At 64.8% G+C, this 17,000-nt stretch carries 17 protein-coding genes; 13 read left to right on the top strand and 4 right to left on the bottom strand.

Features of this window, described 5'->3' with window-relative positions; all coding sequences use genetic code 11:
- Nucleotides 1-28: 28 nt before the first annotated feature.
- The 7 genes from A9D12_RS07095 (at nucleotide 29) to A9D12_RS07065 (ending at nucleotide 6,893) form a co-directional block, all read left to right on the top strand.
- Entirely contained in the window at nucleotides 29-1,933 is a 1,905-nt protein-coding gene (locus A9D12_RS07095) for a PHA/PHB synthase family protein (RefSeq protein WP_068350659.1), read from the top strand.
- 102 nt (nucleotides 1,934-2,035) lie between these two features.
- On the top strand, nucleotides 2,036-2,788 hold the full coding sequence (locus A9D12_RS07090; RefSeq protein ID WP_068350658.1) for a phasin family protein: 753 nt from the start codon (nucleotides 2,036-2,038) through the stop codon (nucleotides 2,786-2,788).
- 193 nt (nucleotides 2,789-2,981) lie between these two features.
- Nucleotides 2,982-3,386 (top strand): ATP-dependent Clp protease adapter ClpS, encoded by a 405-nt coding sequence (gene clpS / locus A9D12_RS07085; RefSeq protein ID WP_231889725.1) that lies wholly within the window; start codon nucleotides 2,982-2,984, stop codon nucleotides 3,384-3,386.
- A gap of 13 nt (nucleotides 3,387-3,399) precedes the next feature.
- Complete coding sequence (locus A9D12_RS07080) at nucleotides 3,400-3,906, top strand: DUF427 domain-containing protein (protein WP_068350657.1); 507 nt, start codon at nucleotides 3,400-3,402, stop codon at nucleotides 3,904-3,906.
- A gap of 124 nt (nucleotides 3,907-4,030) precedes the next feature.
- Entirely contained in the window at nucleotides 4,031-5,278 is a 1,248-nt protein-coding gene (locus tag A9D12_RS07075) for an LptF/LptG family permease (RefSeq protein ID WP_082925447.1), read from the top strand.
- A 2-nt stretch (nucleotides 5,279-5,280) separates the two neighbouring features.
- On the top strand, nucleotides 5,281-6,390 hold the full coding sequence (lptG, locus tag A9D12_RS07070; protein WP_068350656.1) for an LPS export ABC transporter permease LptG: 1,110 nt from the start codon (nucleotides 5,281-5,283) through the stop codon (nucleotides 6,388-6,390).
- Nucleotides 6,387-6,893 (top strand): GNAT family N-acetyltransferase, encoded by a 507-nt coding sequence (locus A9D12_RS07065; protein WP_068350655.1) that lies wholly within the window; start codon nucleotides 6,387-6,389, stop codon nucleotides 6,891-6,893. Before lptG ends, A9D12_RS07065 begins: the two co-directional genes overlap by 4 nt.
- 15 nt (nucleotides 6,894-6,908) lie before the next feature.
- Here the strand turns inward: A9D12_RS07065 and A9D12_RS07060 are convergent, their stop codons facing one another.
- Nucleotides 6,909-8,003 carry a fatty acid desaturase family protein gene (locus A9D12_RS07060; RefSeq protein ID WP_068350654.1) on the bottom strand — a complete coding sequence of 365 codons (1,095 nt, stop codon included), beginning with the start codon at nucleotides 8,001-8,003 and terminating at the stop codon, nucleotides 6,909-6,911.
- A 167-nt stretch (nucleotides 8,004-8,170) separates the two neighbouring features.
- On the opposite strand from A9D12_RS07060, the gene A9D12_RS07055 reads away from it, so the two are divergent.
- A complete protein-coding gene (locus A9D12_RS07055) occupies nucleotides 8,171-9,325 on the top strand; it encodes a hypothetical protein (RefSeq protein ID WP_068350653.1) in 1,155 nt (384 codons plus the stop codon).
- A gap of 307 nt (nucleotides 9,326-9,632) precedes the next feature.
- Nucleotides 9,633-10,421 carry a response regulator gene (locus A9D12_RS07050; protein WP_068350652.1) on the top strand — a complete coding sequence of 263 codons (789 nt, stop codon included), beginning with the start codon at nucleotides 9,633-9,635 and terminating at the stop codon, nucleotides 10,419-10,421.
- A gap of 26 nt (nucleotides 10,422-10,447) precedes the next feature.
- Here the strand turns inward: A9D12_RS07050 and A9D12_RS07045 are convergent, their stop codons facing one another.
- Nucleotides 10,448-12,100 carry a CHASE domain-containing protein gene (locus tag A9D12_RS07045; RefSeq protein WP_068350651.1) on the bottom strand — a complete coding sequence of 551 codons (1,653 nt, stop codon included), beginning with the start codon at nucleotides 12,098-12,100 and terminating at the stop codon, nucleotides 10,448-10,450.
- Between the two features lie 285 nt (nucleotides 12,101-12,385).
- Between A9D12_RS07045 and A9D12_RS07040 the strand changes: the two genes are divergently transcribed.
- Nucleotides 12,386-12,601: a NepR family anti-sigma factor gene (locus A9D12_RS07040; RefSeq protein ID WP_068350650.1), complete on the top strand. Its 216-nt coding sequence runs from the start codon at nucleotides 12,386-12,388 to the stop codon at nucleotides 12,599-12,601.
- The gene (locus tag A9D12_RS07035) at nucleotides 12,598-13,221 is read left to right on the top strand and encodes a sigma-70 family RNA polymerase sigma factor (protein WP_068350649.1); all 624 of its coding nucleotides are present in this window, start codon (nucleotides 12,598-12,600) and stop codon (nucleotides 13,219-13,221) included. The genes A9D12_RS07040 and A9D12_RS07035 overlap by 4 nt, the downstream gene beginning before the upstream one ends.
- Before the next feature lie 58 nt (nucleotides 13,222-13,279).
- Here the strand turns inward: A9D12_RS07035 and A9D12_RS07030 are convergent, their stop codons facing one another.
- Together A9D12_RS07030 and A9D12_RS07025 are read right to left on the bottom strand one after the other, a co-directional pair.
- Nucleotides 13,280-13,894 (bottom strand): superoxide dismutase, encoded by a 615-nt coding sequence (locus A9D12_RS07030; protein ID WP_068350648.1) that lies wholly within the window; start codon nucleotides 13,892-13,894, stop codon nucleotides 13,280-13,282.
- Between the two features lie 69 nt (nucleotides 13,895-13,963).
- Nucleotides 13,964-15,262 carry a dicarboxylate/amino acid:cation symporter gene (locus tag A9D12_RS07025; RefSeq protein ID WP_231889724.1) on the bottom strand — a complete coding sequence of 433 codons (1,299 nt, stop codon included), beginning with the start codon at nucleotides 15,260-15,262 and terminating at the stop codon, nucleotides 13,964-13,966.
- Between the two features lie 82 nt (nucleotides 15,263-15,344).
- Here A9D12_RS07025 and glmM point away from each other — a divergent pair, with 82 nt between their 5' ends.
- Both glmM and A9D12_RS07015 read left to right on the top strand, forming a co-directional pair.
- Nucleotides 15,345-16,682: a phosphoglucosamine mutase gene (gene glmM / locus A9D12_RS07020; RefSeq protein ID WP_068350647.1), complete on the top strand. Its 1,338-nt coding sequence runs from the start codon at nucleotides 15,345-15,347 to the stop codon at nucleotides 16,680-16,682.
- Between the two features lie 12 nt (nucleotides 16,683-16,694).
- Nucleotides 16,695-16,919 (top strand): DUF1272 domain-containing protein, encoded by a 225-nt coding sequence (locus A9D12_RS07015; RefSeq protein WP_068350646.1) that lies wholly within the window; start codon nucleotides 16,695-16,697, stop codon nucleotides 16,917-16,919.
- Nucleotides 16,920-17,000: the final 81 nt, after the last annotated feature.

Below are 17,000 nucleotides of genomic sequence, written 5' to 3'. Positions count from 1 at the left end.
CGGCGATAAAGGGACGAATCTGGCGGCTATGGCACACGACAACGACCCGCTGGAGGCGGCGGGCGAGAGCCTCAAAGGGTTCTTCGACATGCAGAACGCGGCGATCCGGCAAATGATGGGGGCCGCATCGCCCGATGCCGCGCCCGCGCCTTTTGCCGGACCCGCAGACATGGCTGAATGGGCGGCAAGCGCATCGTCGTTGCAGGCGCTCTGGCTAGATTACGCCGCGCACCAGACCGAAGCGGCCGCCGCCAAGGCTGCCAAGGGGGCGACCGGCGCGATGGTGCCCGACCCTGCGCAGTGGCTGGTGATGTCGCAGGCGATGCTGGGGCAATGGCCCAAAGCGATGTTCGAAACCTCGGCCAAGCTCGCGCAGGACCAGATGCAGCTGTGGGCCGGGATGATGCAGAGTTTCAGCGGCACGGCGGGCGCGGGCGCACCGCCCGAGGCTGCGAGCCTGCCGCGTTCCGACCGGCGGTTTGCCGATCCTGCGTGGCGGGAGCATCCCGCCTTCGTGCTGCTGCACCAGACCTATCTGATGCTGACCGAGCATATGCGGCAGATGGTAAGGAGCATGGACGGGATCGACCGCGCCAAGCGCCAGCAGCTTGAATTTGCCATGACCGCACTGGCCGAGGCGATGAGCCCGGACAATTTCATCGCGCTCAATCCGGTGGTGCTCAAACGCACGATGGACACCAAGGGCGCCAATCTGGTGCGCGGGATGCAGCACCTGATCAACGATCTCAAACGCGGCCAGTTGACGCATACCGATCCGAACGCCTTCCGGTTGGGTGACAACCTTGCCGCCAGCCCTGGCAAGGTGGTGCACGAAACGCCGCTGTATCAGTTGATCCAGTATGCGCCCTCGACGCCGGACGTGCTCGCGGTGCCGCTGGTGATCTTCCCGCCGTGGATCAACCGCTTCTACATCCTCGACCTGACGCCGAAGAAAAGCTTCATCAAATGGGCGGTCGATCAGGGCATTTCGGTGTTCGTGGTCAGCTGGAAATCGGCCGACGAAAGCATGGCCGACGTCGTGTGGGACGATTACATCCGCGCGCAGATCGATGCGATCGATCACGTCCGCGCGCGGCTCGATGTGCCTGCGGTCCACACCATCGGCTATTGCGTTGCCGGAACGACGCTCGCAGCGACGCTGGCGGTGCTGCACCGCCGGAATGAGGCGGACAAGGTCAAAAGCGCAACCTTCTTCACCGCGCAGGTCGATTTCGAGAAGAGCGGCGATCTCAAGAATTTCATCGACGACGGCCAGCTCGAGATGATCGGCAAGCTGTCGCCCAACGGCTATCTCGACGGGCGTTACCTTGCCGCCGCGTTCAATGCGCTGCGCGGGCGCGATCTGATCTGGAATTACGTCGTCAACAACTACCTGCTGGGCGAGGATTACCCCGCCTTCGACCTGCTCCACTGGAACGGCGACGTCACCAATCTGCCGTCCAAATGGCACGATTCCTACCTGCGCGATCTCTATCGCGACAACAAGCTGGTGGTGCCCGATGCGCTCAAGGCGGATGGCACCCCGATCGATCTGACCCGCGTTGGCACACCGACTTTCGTGCAGGCCGGGCGCGAGGATCACATTGCGCCGGCCGAAAGCGTCTGGCGGATCACCCGCCATTTCAGCGGCCCGATGGAGTTTCTGCTAGCCGGATCGGGGCATATCGCGGGCGTGGTCAACCCGCCTTCTGCGGGCAAATACCAATATTGGGTCGGCGACAGCGCCGCGCCCAGCCTCAAGGAATTCGTCGCCGGTGCGACCGAGCATCCGGGCAGCTGGTGGCCGCACTGGCTCGAATGGCTGCACCGCCAATCCGACGCCCGCGTAGCCGCGGATGGCAAGCGCACACCCGGCGGCAAGGATGACCCCGTGATCGAGGACGCCCCGGGCCGCTATGTGAAGACGCGCTAGCCCGGAGACGCACTTCATCCTGTTTTTGTGCACTGCACAAAAATGCTTGACTTCGGTTGCACGCAGCCTATTTTGTGCAGTGCAACATGAAGCGAGGCCGCAATGTCCGACGTTGAAAAAAGTGCCGAAACGAAGTCGCAGGTCGCCAAGATCGATGCGGCAGCGCAAAAGGCGAAGGGTGACGCGGCTGCGAAGGCCGATGACGCGACAAGCATCAACCTTGATGCGATCGCCGAGGCTGTTGCGGCGCCGGATGCTGCCGCTCCTCAGCCCGCCAAGAAGGCCTCGACCAAGACTGTGCCTGCCCGCAAGCCGGCGCCCGTCAAGATCGCCAAGACTGAAACCAGCGAGCCCGCGACCGAGGCGACAGCGCCCGCCGCGACCAACCCCGCTACCAAGATCAAGGACACCATCATGGCCACCGTCAACACCGCAAACATCACCGAAACCGCCAAGGAAGTCTTCTCGGACGTCCATACCCGCGCCAAGACCGCAGCGGCCAAGGGCACCGTGCTCGCCAGCGAAGCGACCGAGTTCACCAAGGCGAACGTCGAAGCCGTCGTCGAAAGCGGCAAGATCTTCTTTGCCGGCGCGCAGGAACTGCTCAAGGACAACGTCGAAACCGGCAAGACCGTGATCGAAACCGTCACGCAGGACGTCAAGAAGGTCGCCGCGGTCAAGTCGCCGACCGAACTGTTCCAGCTGCAGGGCGAAATCGCCCGCCGCAACTTCGATGCGATGGTTTCCTACGGCTCGAAGCGCACCGAAGCCTGGGTCAAGCTCTACAACGACGCATTCGCCCCGATTTCGAACCGCGTCAGCGTCGCGGTCGAAAAGGTGAAGACCGCCGCATAAGGCAAACGAATTTCTCCGGCCGGGCCTCTCTCCTCTCTCCCAACCCGGTCAATGAGAACGCGCCGCAAGGCGCTGGCCGGCCAGACCCTCGCGTCTGGCCGGCCTTAATTTTGGCAAAAGCCGCCCGAAGCGCGCCAAAACAATTCCTACCTATCGCTTGCACCCGGGCACGCGAATCCCATAATGGAGGCTCATGTCGATCCGCGCCCTTCCCGCCCTTGCCGATCTGGCCTCGCTGCCGCTCGTGCAGCGTGCCGCCATCCGCTCCGAGGATGATGATGGCGACAAGAACGGTGACGGGCAAAACCACGTCGGCATCGCCACCAAGACCCGCGCCAAGCCCAAAAAGCCGAGCCAGTACAAGGTGCTGATGCTCAACGACGATTACACGCCGATGGAATTCGTCGTGCTCGTGCTCAAACGCTTTTTCAGCATGGATCTGGAACAGGCGACCCGCGTTATGCTTCACGTCCACCAGCGCGGCGTCGGCGTGTGCGGCATCTTCACCTATGAAGTAGCCGAAACCAAGGTCAATCAGGTGATGGATTTTGCCAAGCAGAACCAGCACCCGCTGCAATGCACGCTCGAAAAAGCATGAGCGGCGCGGCGCTGTGAAGCAGCCGCACTACCCCCAGCCCGATCCGCCGCGCGCTGGGCAGGAAAGCGTCTGGGACTATCCCCGCCCCGCGATTGCCGAGCCCACTGCGCGTCATATCCGCATCGTGCACAGGAGCGTGATCCTCGCCGACACGCGCGAAGCCTGGCGCACGCTCGAAACCTCCCACCCGCCCACCTATTATATCCCGCAGGCCGACATCGCGATGGCGCATCTGGCGCCGAACCCGGCGCGCTCGATCTGCGAATGGAAGGGGCAGGCAGTCTACTGGGACGTGCTGATCGCAGGCGAACGCTTCGCCGGGGCCGGCTGGTCCTACCCGGCGCCGACGCCTGCCTTTGCGGGGATTGCCGGACATATCGCGTTTTACGCTGCGCCGTTCGATGAAGTGACGGTTGATGGCGAGCAGGTTACACCCCAACCCGGCGGCTTTTACGGCGGCTGGATCACCAGCCGCGAGGCGGGGCCGTTCAAGGGCATTCCGGGAAGCCGCTTCTGGTAGTGCTGCGGCGCTGCCTGATGGAACCCGTTCGGTCGCGACGCAATTGGGGGCATGACGCGCGCGCGCGAAGGCGCTAGGGCTTTGCTGCACGCGCGAATACCGACGGACGGACCGGAACAGCCTTTTGCTCAACTTCTTTCCCAGCATCGATCGCTACATCCTGCGACTGACCATCGTGCCGATGCTGGGCGTCTTCGCGCTTGCCGCGTCCTTGCTGATGCTCGACAAGATGCTGCGCCTGTTCGATTTCGTCGCGGTCGAAGGCGGGCCGGTGGGCGTCGTGTTCAAGATGCTGGGCGCGCTGATCCCCGAATATGCCAGCCTCGCCATTCCGCTCGGACTGCTGCTCGGCGTGCTGCTCGCGTTCCGCAAGCTCGCGACATCTTCCGAACTCGACACGATGCGCGCCGTGGGCCTGTCGTATAACCGCCTGCTGCGGATGCCCTATCTGATCACGCTCATACTGACCGCGATCAACATCGCGCTGGTGTTCTATGTCCAGCCGGTAAGCCGCTACTATTACGAACAGCTCAATTACGATCTGCGGTCGGGCGCGCTGGGCGCATCGATCAAGGTGGGCGAGTTTACCACGCTGGCCGACCGCATGGCCCTCAGGATCGAAGAAAGCGAGGATGACGGGCGCCGCCTGATCGGCATCTTCGCTCGCGTCGCCAACCAGAAGGGGCAGGTGCTCTCGATCAGCGCGCGCGAGGGCGCATTCCTTGCCACGCGCGACAATCCCGATACGATCATCCTGCGTCTGACCGAAGGCACGATCATCCAGGACACCGGGATGCGCGGCCAGACACCCCGCGTGCTCAGCTTCAGCCGCCACGATCTGCCGATCGACTTGCCAGCGATCGAGAAATTCCGTTCGCGCGGGGACGATACGCGCGAGTTTATTTTGCCCGAACTGCTCAAGATCGGCTGGAACCGCGATGTAGCATCCGATCAGCGCGATGCCAGCGTGGCGAGCTTCAACTTCCGCCTCGTCGAAATCGTGATGATGCTGCTGATGCCGCTCCTCGCAGTCGCGCTCGCGATCCCGCCCAAGCGGTCGACCAGTGCGCTGGGCGTGTTCGTGTCGATCGTGATGGTGGTGGCCTATCACAAGATCAACCAATACGGCGAAGATGTCGCCTCGATCGGGCTGCTCGATCCGGTGCTCGCCTTCTGGGTGCCCTTCGTGCTGTTCGCGGGATTGATCCTGTGGATGTATTACCGCGTCGCCTATGTGCCGGGCGGTCAGGCCATCGGTGCGCTGGAGATGGCGTTTGCCAAGGCGGGCAAGCGGATCGGCAAGTTGTTCCGGCGGCGCCGGCCAAAAGGCTATCCGGCCGACCCCGACGATACCGAAGCGCAGCAGGCGTAATCATGCAGATGGATTTCTTCCCCTCGCGCACGCTGACGGTCTATCTGGCGAAGCTGTTCGTTGTCCGCATCCTTGCGGTGCTGGTGATGCTGGTGCTGGTGCTGCTCGCGCTCGACCTGCTGTCGCAGACGGGCGACATTCTGGCGGTGCCGGGCAACGGACAGGCCGAGGTGCTGCAATATGCCTCGCTGCGCGCGCCGCAGCTTGTCAGCCGCTTCCTGCCCTATTCGGTATTGCTGGCGACGCTGATCACGCTGGTGACATTGAACCAGAATTCCGAGGTGGTGGCGATGAAGGCCGCAGGGCTCTCGGCGCATCAGGTGCTTGCGCCGCTGCTGCTGACGGCCGCGATCATCGCCGCTGCCTCATTCGCCTTCAACGAACGCATCGTCACCCGCGCCAATGCCACGCTGTCGGCGTGGGAGGCGGCGGAATATGGCCCGATCCCGCAAAGCGATGAAAGCGGCAACGCGCCGCGGGCGAATATCTACCTCACCGATGGCGACAATATCCTCGCTGCGGCCGGACTGACCGGGTCGGGCGAGAATATCGTGCTGACCGGCGTGACCTGGTATGTACGCGCGCCGGGCGGGATCATCCGCGAACAGATCCGCAGCCCGCGCGCCACCTTTGCCGCGCCCGGCTGGCGGCTGGAACAACCCGTGCGGTTCGACGTGGCCGGCGCAATCACCGAGCGCCCCGCATCGCTGGTGGTGGGTCAGGGCCTGCTGCCCGAACGGATCATGCTGCAATCGGTCAATGTCGATGCGTTGAGCTTCTGGGAGCTTGGCCGATCGATCGACGCCTATGAAACGGCGGGACGCAACACCGACGAGATGCGTGCCAAGTGGTGGCACCGCCTGTCCGGCCCGCTCTCGGCACTGCTGATGCCGCTGCTCGGATCGATCGCCGCCTTCGGGCTCGCCCGGTCGGGCCAATTGTTCGTGCGCGCGATCATCGGGATGGCGCTGGGCTTTGCCTATTTCGTGGTGGACAATGCCGCGCTCGCGATGGGCAGTTTCGGTGGCTATCCGCCCTTCCTGGCCGCATGGGCGCCGTTCTTCCTGTTCCTGCTGCTGGGCGAAACCGTTCTGGTGCGGACCGAGGAATGACCTGGTCGCTGCGGCTCGCCCGGCCCGAGGATGCAGCTGCAATGGCGGCGATCGAGCGCGCGGCAGCGGTCGCCTTTGCCGCCGAGCCTTCGATCGATCCCGGCAGGGCTCGCGCAGAGGCGGACTATGCCCGGCTTGTCCGCCGCGGACACAGCCTGATTGCGCATGTGGACGATGTGCCGGCAGGGTTCCTGGCGGCGCAGCCCTTCAGCCGCGAACTCCATATCTGGGAAATGAATGTCGTCCCCGCCTTCCAGCGCCGCGGCATCGGATCGGGGCTGGTGCGCGCAGCCATGATCGACGCGCGCAACACCGGTTTCAAGGCGCTGACCCTCACCACCTTTCGCGATCTGGCGTGGAACGCGCCGTTCTACGCGCGTCTCGGCTTCGAGGAGGTCACCGCGCTCGATGCCCATCCGCGTCTAGCCGGCGAGTTGGCGAACGAAGTCGACGATGGCCTGCCTGCCGACCGCCGCTGCGCGATGATCCGCTTTCTGGACTAGGCCAAGGCGCAGCCGTCAGGCCGCGCGCTTACCCATAGTGCTCTTGGCGATCCGGCCGACCAACACTGCCATCCCGGGATGGTTCGCGCCGTCATAGGTCGAACCCGTGCCCAATTCGCGCGCCAAACGGCGGTGCGCTTCGGGCAGGTCGTGATAGGGCATCGACGGCATCAGATGGTGCAGCGCGTGATAGCGCAGACCCACCGGCGCCCAGATTTCCGCAGCCACGCCCGGCGGGGGCACGTTGACGCTGTCGAGGAACTGCGCGGTGACGGTCATCGCCTCGCCCTCGTTCTCCCACAGGTGCGCGACCAGCGTGCGCAACTGATTGAGCAGCGCAGTCAGCGACAGGATCACCAGCGCGGTCGCCAGCGGCTGCCAGCCGATCACCTGGGTGGAGCCGATCAGCAGCCACGACCACACGAACACACCCGCTTCCTGCCAGCGCACGCGCCCGATGAATTCGCCTTCGGGCGGGCGGCGGCGGAATTCGGGGTTGATCGACAGCGCCGAGAACCTTTCCCACGTGAAGGTACGCACGGCCGGGATCACGGCCCCAAGGGGCACCAGCACCGCCGCGCGCACGATCAGCGCCACCGGCGCAAGGATCGCGACGATCACGAACAGCGGCAGGCTCCACGGCTTCATCAGCGCCAGCGGCAGGTATTCGGGGTCCTCCACCGTGCCGTATTGCGTGCGCTTGTGGTGGATCGTGTGCACGCCTTCATACATGAAGGACGGGGTGAGCAGCGGAATGCCGACAAGCAGGTTCCAGCCCGTGCGGAAACCGGGCAGCGCAGCGCGGTGAATATGCGTGAGCTCGTGAATGAACATCAGCGCGCGGTAAAGCGCCAGCGCGGCGACCAATCCGGCAACGATCTTCACCACAAGGCTGCCTGAAAGGATTGCAATCGCAATCCCGGCGTAGCCCACCCCTGCCGACAGCAGCATGTCGGGCCAGTAAATGCCGGGCTTGGCCTCGCCCAGACCCTTGGTCAGATCGCGCACCGCGCGCAGCATCGCCTTGTCGTCCTCGGCCATGAACTGGACGCGGGTCGCCTTGGGCGGGGCCGTCAGAGGCATCGGGGAAAGGGTCTGGTGCATGGTCATTTCAGTCAATTCCTGAAGCGCGCTCTACCGGAAATCGGCGTTCGCTCCAAACGCGGGATGTTGGTCAATGTGATCGATAGCCTTGCGCGAATGAACACGAGACGACACAGGACGCCTTGATCAATCGCAAATACGCAAGACACAGCAGGACGGATGGGACGGCGCGGATGGATCAGATAGTAATCGAACCGGTCAGCGACAAGCGCGGGCGCGCCGCCTTCGTCGATCTGGGGCGCGCCTTTTCGGATCGCCTGCCCCATTTCGTGCCCCAGCTTCGTTCGGAGCAGATGGAACTGGTCGATCCCGTCAAGAACCCGTTCTTTGCCCACGCCTGCGTCCAGCTGTTCATCGCGTATCTGGGCGGCAAGCCTGTCGGGCGGATTTCGGCGCACATCGATGAACTTGCGCTCGCCATGCCGGCCGAACAGGGGTTCGGCCCCGGCACCGGCTTTTTCGGTTATTTCGATGCCGAGAACGAGGCCGTGGCCCATGCGTTGCTGGACAGCGCGCAAGCCTGGCTCAAGCGCGAAGGAATGACCCGTGTGCTTGGCCCGATCTCGCTGTCGATCTGGGAAGAGCCGGGCCTGCTGATCCGCGGTCAGGATCACGCGCCGATGATCATGATGGGCCACCATCCGGCGCATTACGCGGCGTGGATCGAGGCAGCCGGCTTTACCCGCGCCAAGACGCTCTACACCTATGATCTCGACATCACGAAACCTTTCTCGCCGCTGATCCGGCGGATCATCCAGTCGGGCCGCAAGAATGAACGGATCAATGTCCGCCGCGTGCGCAAGGAGGACTGGGACGCCGAGGTGGCGATCATTCTGGGCATCCTCAACGATGCCTGGTCGGACAATTGGGGCTTTGTCCCTTTCACTCCGGCCGAGGTTGCGCATGCCGGCAAGAAGCTGCGCCCGATCATCAAGGAAGAGTTGAACATGATCGCCGAAGTCGACGGGCGGCCGGTGGCGTTCATGCTGACCTTCCCCGACGTCAATGACGCGCTGGCGAAGATCAAGGGCAAGCTGTTCCCGTTCGGCTGGGTTCACATGCTGCGTTGGCTGCGCCATCCCAGGCATGCAGGGATGCGGGTGCCGTTGATGGGCGTGCTGAAGGAACTCCACAACAGCCGCATGGCGAGCCAGCTTGCCTTCATGATGATCGACACGATCCGGATCGAGGCGACCGGGAAATATGGTTCGACCCGCGGCGAACTTGGCTGGGTGCTCGAAGACAATCAGGGCATGGTCGCGATCGCGGAAAATATCGACAGCACGATCAACCGCGAATACGCGATCTTCGAAAGGATGATCGGCTGATCCTGCCCGTGTCGGGAGAACGTGCCCGCACCTGTGGCAAGGCATGACAAAAAAGGCCTCCGTTGCAGAACAACGGAGGCCTTTCGGGATCGTATCACCAGCCGCTTGGACGGGAGGGGGGTCTCGGCGGTGACAAAAGCATAATGATTTGGACTGTGCACGGTTCCCGGCAATCCGCCGATTTTTTGCAGCCCAGGGTTACTACGCAGGATGCGCTGCGCAAAATTGCCAGCCTGTCGGATAGGCGCGACGGCGCGGCACGGAGCCGCTATGGCGGTGGAATCGCATTCGACCGGAAAGGCAACCAATGTCCCTTGCAAGCCAGATCGCCCCCCATCTGCCTTTCCTGCGCCGCTATGCCCGCGCCTTGACCGGGTCGCAGGCGGCAGGCGATGCGATGGTGCGCGCGATGCTCGAACGCGTGATGACCGACGCCGATCTGCAGGCCAGCCTGACCGGGGGCCGCGTGCCACTGTACCGCGCGTTCGGCACGGTCTGGGCCGATGCCTACCGCGAAACCGTCAACGCGGCGCCGGCCAGCGAACACGAAGCCGGTGCCCAGGCGCGGCTGGGCGCGATTACCCCGCCCGCGCGTCAGGCACTGCTGCTTACCACGCTTGAGGACTTCACCGTCGCCGAAACCGCTGCCGTGCTCGGCCGGACGCCCGACGAGGTCCGGACACTGGTGGCCGAGGCAATCGCCGAAATCGAGCGCGAGCAGGCCACCAGCGTGCTGATCATCGAGGACGAACCGCTGATCGCGATGCAGCTCGAAGACCTTGTGACCAGCCTCGGCCACACGGTCAGCGGCACTGCGGCAACGCGCACGCAGGCGCGCGCTGCAATCGGCGAGGCGATGCCCGGACTGGTGCTCGCCGATATCCAGTTGGCCGATGGCTCGTCGGGTCTGGATGCGGTCGACGACATTCTGGCGGTTGGATCGATGCCGGTGATCTTCATCACCGCCTATCCCGAACGCTTGCTGACGGGTGATAGGCCCGAACCGACCTATCTTGTGACCAAGCCGTTTCAGGAGGCGAGCGTGCGCGCCGCGATCAGCCAGGCGCTGTTCTTCGGCTCCACCCGCCCACTCTGACAGGCGCATCCCCCGCCGCCGCGCGGTCAGGGTTTGCGCACGCGGCGGTCGACTTCTTTTTCGCGCATTCTGAAATCGGCCGGGCGGCGCACGGGCACTCTCAGCACGCAGCGGACACCTGCCGGCGCGAATTCGAGCGTGACCGGCTGGCGCAACTCGTGCGCGACCACCTTCTCGATCAGTTCGGTCCCGAAGCCGCAACGGCGCTGGGGCGCGACCGCAGGCCCGCCCGATTCCTGCCATTCGACTTCGGCCCAAGGGGTGTCGGACGCGGGGTCCTCGCCGCGCTGCCAGCGGATTGTCACGCGCCCACCCGGCACGCTGAGCGCGCCGTATTTCGCCGCATTGGTCGCAAGTTCATGCACCGCCAGCCCGAAGGACAGCGCATCATTGGGCGCCAGTTCGAGCGCCGGCCCGTCGAGCAGGATCGAATCGCCGAACATTTCACGAAAATGCTTCAGCTCGGCCTCGATCACCGCGCGGATCGGCGTGATGCCCCAGTCGGTGACGGTCAGCAGATCGTGCGTCGCCGAGAGCGCGCGGATGCGCCCTTCGAGCGAATCGGCGAAGTCGTCGAGCCCGCTTGCCCGGCGCCGGGTGAGCGCGAGAATCGACAGGACATTGGCCAGCGTGTTCTTGACCCGATGATTGAGCTCGCGGGTGAGCGAATTGCGGATCGAATGCTGTTCCTCAAAGAATGCCAGCCGCGCCTGATCCTCGAACGCCTGCTGCGTCAACAGCCGCGCCAGCAGCATCAGCAGGCTCGCCAGCGCCAGCCCGAAGATCAGCGTCACCATCGACAGCGATGACAACACGCGGTGGTCGGCGTGTTCGATCACCAGCATCAACTGCCGATCGGCGATCGTCACCGCCTGCTGCACCCGTTCGCGCGCCGGATCGTCGATTGCGTGCGCGACCAGCAGATGATCGCGCGCGATCTCGCCGTCATACAGGCGCACGCCGAAGCGGCCCTGGCGGTTGCGATCAATCGCCGAATCCAGAAATTCGCGCGCCCGGAACGGGGTATAGACAAATCCGGCCAGCCGTCGGTCGCGGCCATCGTCGCCCCGGAAAACGGGCATGTAGATCGCAAAGGCGGGCGCGGTGCCGCTGGTTTCCCGCAGCAAGGTAATCCGCCCCGAGGCGGCGGGGCGCAGCGTCAGTTCGGCCTCGGCCATCGCGGCGGCGCGGGCGGGATCGGAATACATGTCGTAGCCCAGCGCGCGGCGGTTGAGCGCAGTGACCGGCGCGAACATCGCCACCGGTGCGATCCGCCCGGTGCTGCCCGCGGCAGGCTGCGGGGTGATCGCCGGATAGGCAGGCTGGCCGATCCGCGTGCGCACCAGAAATGCGGGCAGATCGCGCGCCTCTATCACGGGCACCCAGCCGATGCCTTCCGCGCCCGACAATTCGGTATCGAGCCTGAGCGCGCGCACGAAGCTGTCGAACGTTTCCGGGCTGACCTCGCCCATGCTCGAAAACAGCGCCGCGCCCGCGCGCAGGTAGGAAATATATTCGCCCCCGCTGCGATCCAGCGCGGCGGCAACACCTTGCGCATATTCGCGCATCTGTGCGCGTTCGCTGGCGCGTGCGTTGCTTTCGATCGCGAACACGCTGAGAGCGGTGATCGCGGCCAGCGCGAGGAAGATCGCCAGCGGGATCGCGCGCGGAAACAGCACCAGCCAGCGCCGCGCCCGCCATGACGAGGAGTGCGCCGCCGCAGCCGCTGGGTCAGTCTCGGGGCCGGGTCGAAGCGGATCGATGGCGGAAATTCCTGTCGGGCCGGAGGCAAAGCAACCCGGCAAGGTCTGATGCGGAACCAAAGTGGTAGCGCATCGTTGCCATTTCGTCCAAACCCACCGCATACGAGCGTGATCCGGCGGCGTGCATACCGCGGTTTCAGGCAGGCGGGTTCGATGGCGACGATGCAGCCGGGACAACGGGATCAGGGACAACCACCAGATATGGCCTCCAATCAGGATCATGAAGGCAAGAAGGCGCGCAGCGGCGATGATGCGCCGCGCCGCGCGCCCGAATGGGCCGACGGGTTGAAGCAGTTGTATGATTCGGTGGTCGAAGAGGCGCTGCCCGATGCCTTCAAGGATCTGCTCGAGAGGCTCGACGAGATCGATCCGGGACGCGACGCGGAGCGGCATGATCGCAAGGCGCCCGGCCGATGAGCGATGATCGCCCCTCTGGCGACAGGCGCTCGGCTGCCGAAAAATCCGATTTCAAGCGCGAGCTTGCGACCGTCGTTCCGCATCTGCGTGCGTTCGCGCGCGGGCTGTGCGGACGGCCCGATCTGGCCGACGATCTGGTGCAGGAAACGCTGCTGAAGGCGTGGGCCGCGCAGGACCGGTTCGAACCGGGCACCTCGATGCGCGCATGGACCTTCGTGATCCTGCGCAATGCCTACCTCACCGACATGCGCCGCAACCGCTTTCGCGGCGAGTATGACGAAGGCGTGGCCGAACGCATTCTGACCGCGCCTGCCGGACAGGAGGAACCGATCCACCTTTCCGATCTGCACCGTGCGCTGCTGACATTGCCCGCCGAACGGCGCGAGGCGCTGCTTTTGGTGGGCGCGGGCGGATTTTCCTACGAGGAAGCCGCCGCGATCTGCGGCTGCGCGGTGGGCACGATCAAGAGCCGCGTGGGCCGCGCGCGCGCCGCGCTGTCGGAGATGCTGTCGAGCGGCAACATCCCGCGCCGCTCGACCGACGATGCGGTGGCGCACCGCGCGATCCTCGAGGAACTCGACGCGGTATCCACCGGTAACGGCGTCACCACGCGGCAATGACACGAAAAAGGCCCGGGGAGGATCGCTCCTGCCCGGGCCTTTTTATCTTCACACCGGATCAGGCGTTTTCGTAGGTCCACACCGTCCCGCGCGCGAGGTTCTCGGATGCGAAGGCCCAGTTGAGCTTCTTTTCGACGACCGCATCGAGATAGGCCGGGCGCTTGTTCTGGTGATCGAGATAATAGGCGTGCTCCCACACGTCGATCAGCAGCAGCGGATTGAAGTCGCCATCCGCCAGCGTGTCGGCATCGTGGGTTTCCTCGATCGACAGCTTGCCGCCCTTTTCAGCGAGCCACACCCAGCCCGATGCGAAGTGGCCGGCGCCGCGATCCTTGAGCTTCTGCTTGAGGTCTTCGACCGAACCGAAAGCCTCGTCGATCTTGGCGGCCAGATCGTCCGATGCCTCGGTCGTTTCGGGTGCCATCGAATGCCAGTAGAACGCATGGTTCCAGGTCTGTGCCGAGTTGTTGAAAAGGCCCTTGTCGCTCCCGCGCGCAGCGGCAATGATCTCTTCCAGCGACTTGTCGGCGTGATCGGTGCCTTCGATCGCGGCGTTGGTCTTGTCGACATAGGTCTGATGATGCTTGCCGTGGTGATACGACAGGGTTTCGGCCGAAATCGCGGGCTCGAGCGCGGTGTCGGGATAGGGCAGCGGGGCGAGTTTGAAAGCCATGGTGTTCTCCAAGGTCGATGGTTGATGGTCTTGTATCGGTAACGCAGATGCGGCCGAATTGTTCACTCTTCAAGTCGGGTCGTGTGCACCGTCTGCCGAACGGTCGACCGCGCTGGTGACCGCGACGTTCATCGTGACATTGCCCAGCGTGCGCATCAGGTCGGGCAGCATCTCGACCGCGACCAGCAGCGCCAGCGGTTCGACCGGCACACCCATGGCGAGCGCAATCGGCCCGATCGAGACGACGAAGCTGATCGATCCGGGCAGGCTGACTGCGGAAAGGCTGATGACGCTGGCGATCAGGATGCCCGCGATCGCGACCGTGAGCGGCACTTCGACCCCGGCCAGCGCGGCGATGTAATAGACCACGGCAAGGTTCATCGCCGCGCTGGTCGCGCGGAAGATCACCACCGCCAGCGGCAACACGAATTCGGCGGTCGAGGGGCGTAGGCCCAGCCGGCCGGCGGAATCGAGCATCGCAGGCAGGCTGGCGAGCGAGGACTGGGTCGACAACGCCACCGCCTGCGCAGGCAGCATCGCCGAGGCGAACCGCCCGCCCGTGCGGCCCAGTGCGATCGCGATGGCATAGGCCAGCATGAAGATGAAGGTGCCCATCGCGCTGACGCTGAGCACATAGTGACCGAGCGCGGCAAAGGCCCCGCCCCCGCTTTGCACGCCCACGCCGTAGGCCAGAGCGAACACCCCGACGGGCGCTGCGGCGAGCACCCACCCGATGATCAGCAGCATCGCATTGCCCAGCGCATGGAAAAAGCCGAGCAGCCGCTCGCCTTGTTCCTGCGGCAGCCGCGTGATCGCGACCGCGAACATCACGAAGAACAGTGTCAGCGGCAGCATTGCGGTTTCGGCTGCGGCGGCGACGATGTTGGGGCTGACGAGGCTGGCAAGAAAATCGAGCACGCGCGGCACTTCGCCCACGGTCTCGGGTGTCTGCGCCAGAAACGCTTCGGCTCCGGCGGGCACTGGAAAGGCGCGCAGCAGCGGCGGCATCACGATCGAGGTGAACGCCCCGCCCGCCAGTTGCACGAACACCATCAGCGCGATCATCCGCCGGGCGACCGTGCCGACCCGCGCGGCAAAGATCATCTGGACGAGGCCCAGCACAAGCAATGCTGCGACCAGCGGGATGATCGTCATCTGCAACGCGCGCAGCCACAAGCCGCCCACCAGCGCGGCGATCTCGCCCACCAGCACCGGCGCGCCCGCCATCGCCGCCGCGATCCCCACCAGCAGCCCGCCGACCAGCGCGGCAAAGGTCAGCTTGACCGGCAGCCGGATCGACACCAGCGCGAATTTCCCCTGCCCGGCCGCGCCGGGTTTGCCGTGATCTTCCAATGCAAGTGTCCTCAAGCGGGCGCAGCGCCCTTCCCTTTGCGCGATAACCGCGCCAGAAGCGCGAGACAACACAGCCAGCAGGACAGGCAGGAAATTCATGGCACGTAAGCTGTTCGGAACCGACGGGATCAGGGGCCGCACTAATGCCGGCGTGATGACCGCGGCGACTGCGATGAAGGTCGGGCAGGCCGCGGGCCGCCATTTCGTGCGCGGCGGCCACCGCCACCGCGTCGTGATCGGCAAGGACACACGCCTGTCGGGTTACATGATGGAAAGCGCGCTGGTGGCCGGTTTCACCAGCGTCGGGATCGACGTGATCATGACGGGGCCCCTGCCCACCCCTGCAATCGCGTTGCTCACCCGCGAAATGCGCGCCGATCTGGGCGTGATGATTTCCGCCAGCCACAATCCTTTTGCCGACAACGGGATCAAGCTGTTCGGCCCCGATGGCTTCAAGCTGTCCGACGCGGCCGAGGCCGAGATCGAGCGGTTGATGGAATCCGACATCCCGCTGGTTCCGGCCGAAAAGATCGGCCGCGCGCGCCGGATCGACGATGCGCGCGGGCGCTATATCCATGCGGTCAAGGATTCGGTATCGTCCGAAATCCGCTTCGATGGCCTCAAGGTCGTGGTCGATTGCGCCAATGGCGCGGCCTATCAGGTGGCGCCCTCTGCAATTTGGGAACTGGGCGCGGAGGTCGTCGCGCTGGGCGTCACCCCCAACGGGATCAACATCAACGACGGGGTCGGCTCGACCGCGATTGCCGCGCTGCAGGCCAAGGTGGTCGAGGAAGGCGCGGATATCGGCATTGCATTGGACGGCGATGCCGACCGGCTGATCGTGGTCGATGAAAAGGGGCGCGCGGTCGATGGCGACCAGATCATGGCGCTGATCGCCGGGCGGATGCAGGATCGCGGAAGCCTGAAGGGTGGCGGGATCGTGGCGACGGTAATGAGCAACCTCGGGCTCGAACGCTATCTTGCAGGCCGCGGGCTCGATCTCGTGCGCGCCAAGGTGGGCGACCGCTATGTCTTGGAAGCGATGAAGGCGGGCGGATACAATGTCGGCGGCGAGCAATCGGGCCACATGATCCTGCTCGACCATGCCACCACCGGCGACGGCACGGTCGCCGCGCTGCGCGTGCTCGCCAGCTTGGTGCGCAGCGGCAAGCCGGCAAGCGAGCTGCTCCACGTCTTCGACCCCGTGCCGCAGCTGCTCAAGAACGTGCGCTATGAAAGCGGGCAGCCGCTGGAGAACGCGCAGGTCAAGGCCGCGATCGCCGAGGCGGAAAGCCAGCTTGCGGGCAAGGGCCGCCTCGTCATCCGCGCCTCGGGCACCGAACCGCTGATCCGCGTGATGGCCGAAGGCGACGACAAGACGCAGGTCGAACAGGTGGTCGACACCATCTGCGAAGCCGTGCGCGCGGCGGTTTAAGGGAGCGCCGCGATGCTCGAAATGCGCCCCGATTGCGAAATATGCGGCGCGGGCCTCCCCGCCGAAGCGCCCGGCGCCTTCATCTGCTCGTTCGAGTGCACTTACTGCGCCGAATGCGCCGAGGATCTCGACGATGCTTGCCCCAATTGCGGCGGCGAATTGATGGACCGCCCGACGCGGGCAAAGGCGCTCCACGCCAAGTTCCCGCCAAGCACGGAGCGCCGGCACAAGGGTTGAGCGGAAGGCTGGGGCGTATGTCTGCTTTGCGGCGTTGGCGGACAGGAGCTGCCGTTCGGTTTCAACCCGTTGCTGCCATCC

The organism is Erythrobacter neustonensis, assembly GCF_001663175.1.
GTDB classification, from domain to species: Bacteria; Pseudomonadota; Alphaproteobacteria; order Sphingomonadales; family Sphingomonadaceae; genus Erythrobacter; species Erythrobacter neustonensis.
The sequence above is the reverse complement of the archived record's forward strand: the minus strand, read 5'-3'. Positions and strand labels throughout refer to the sequence as shown.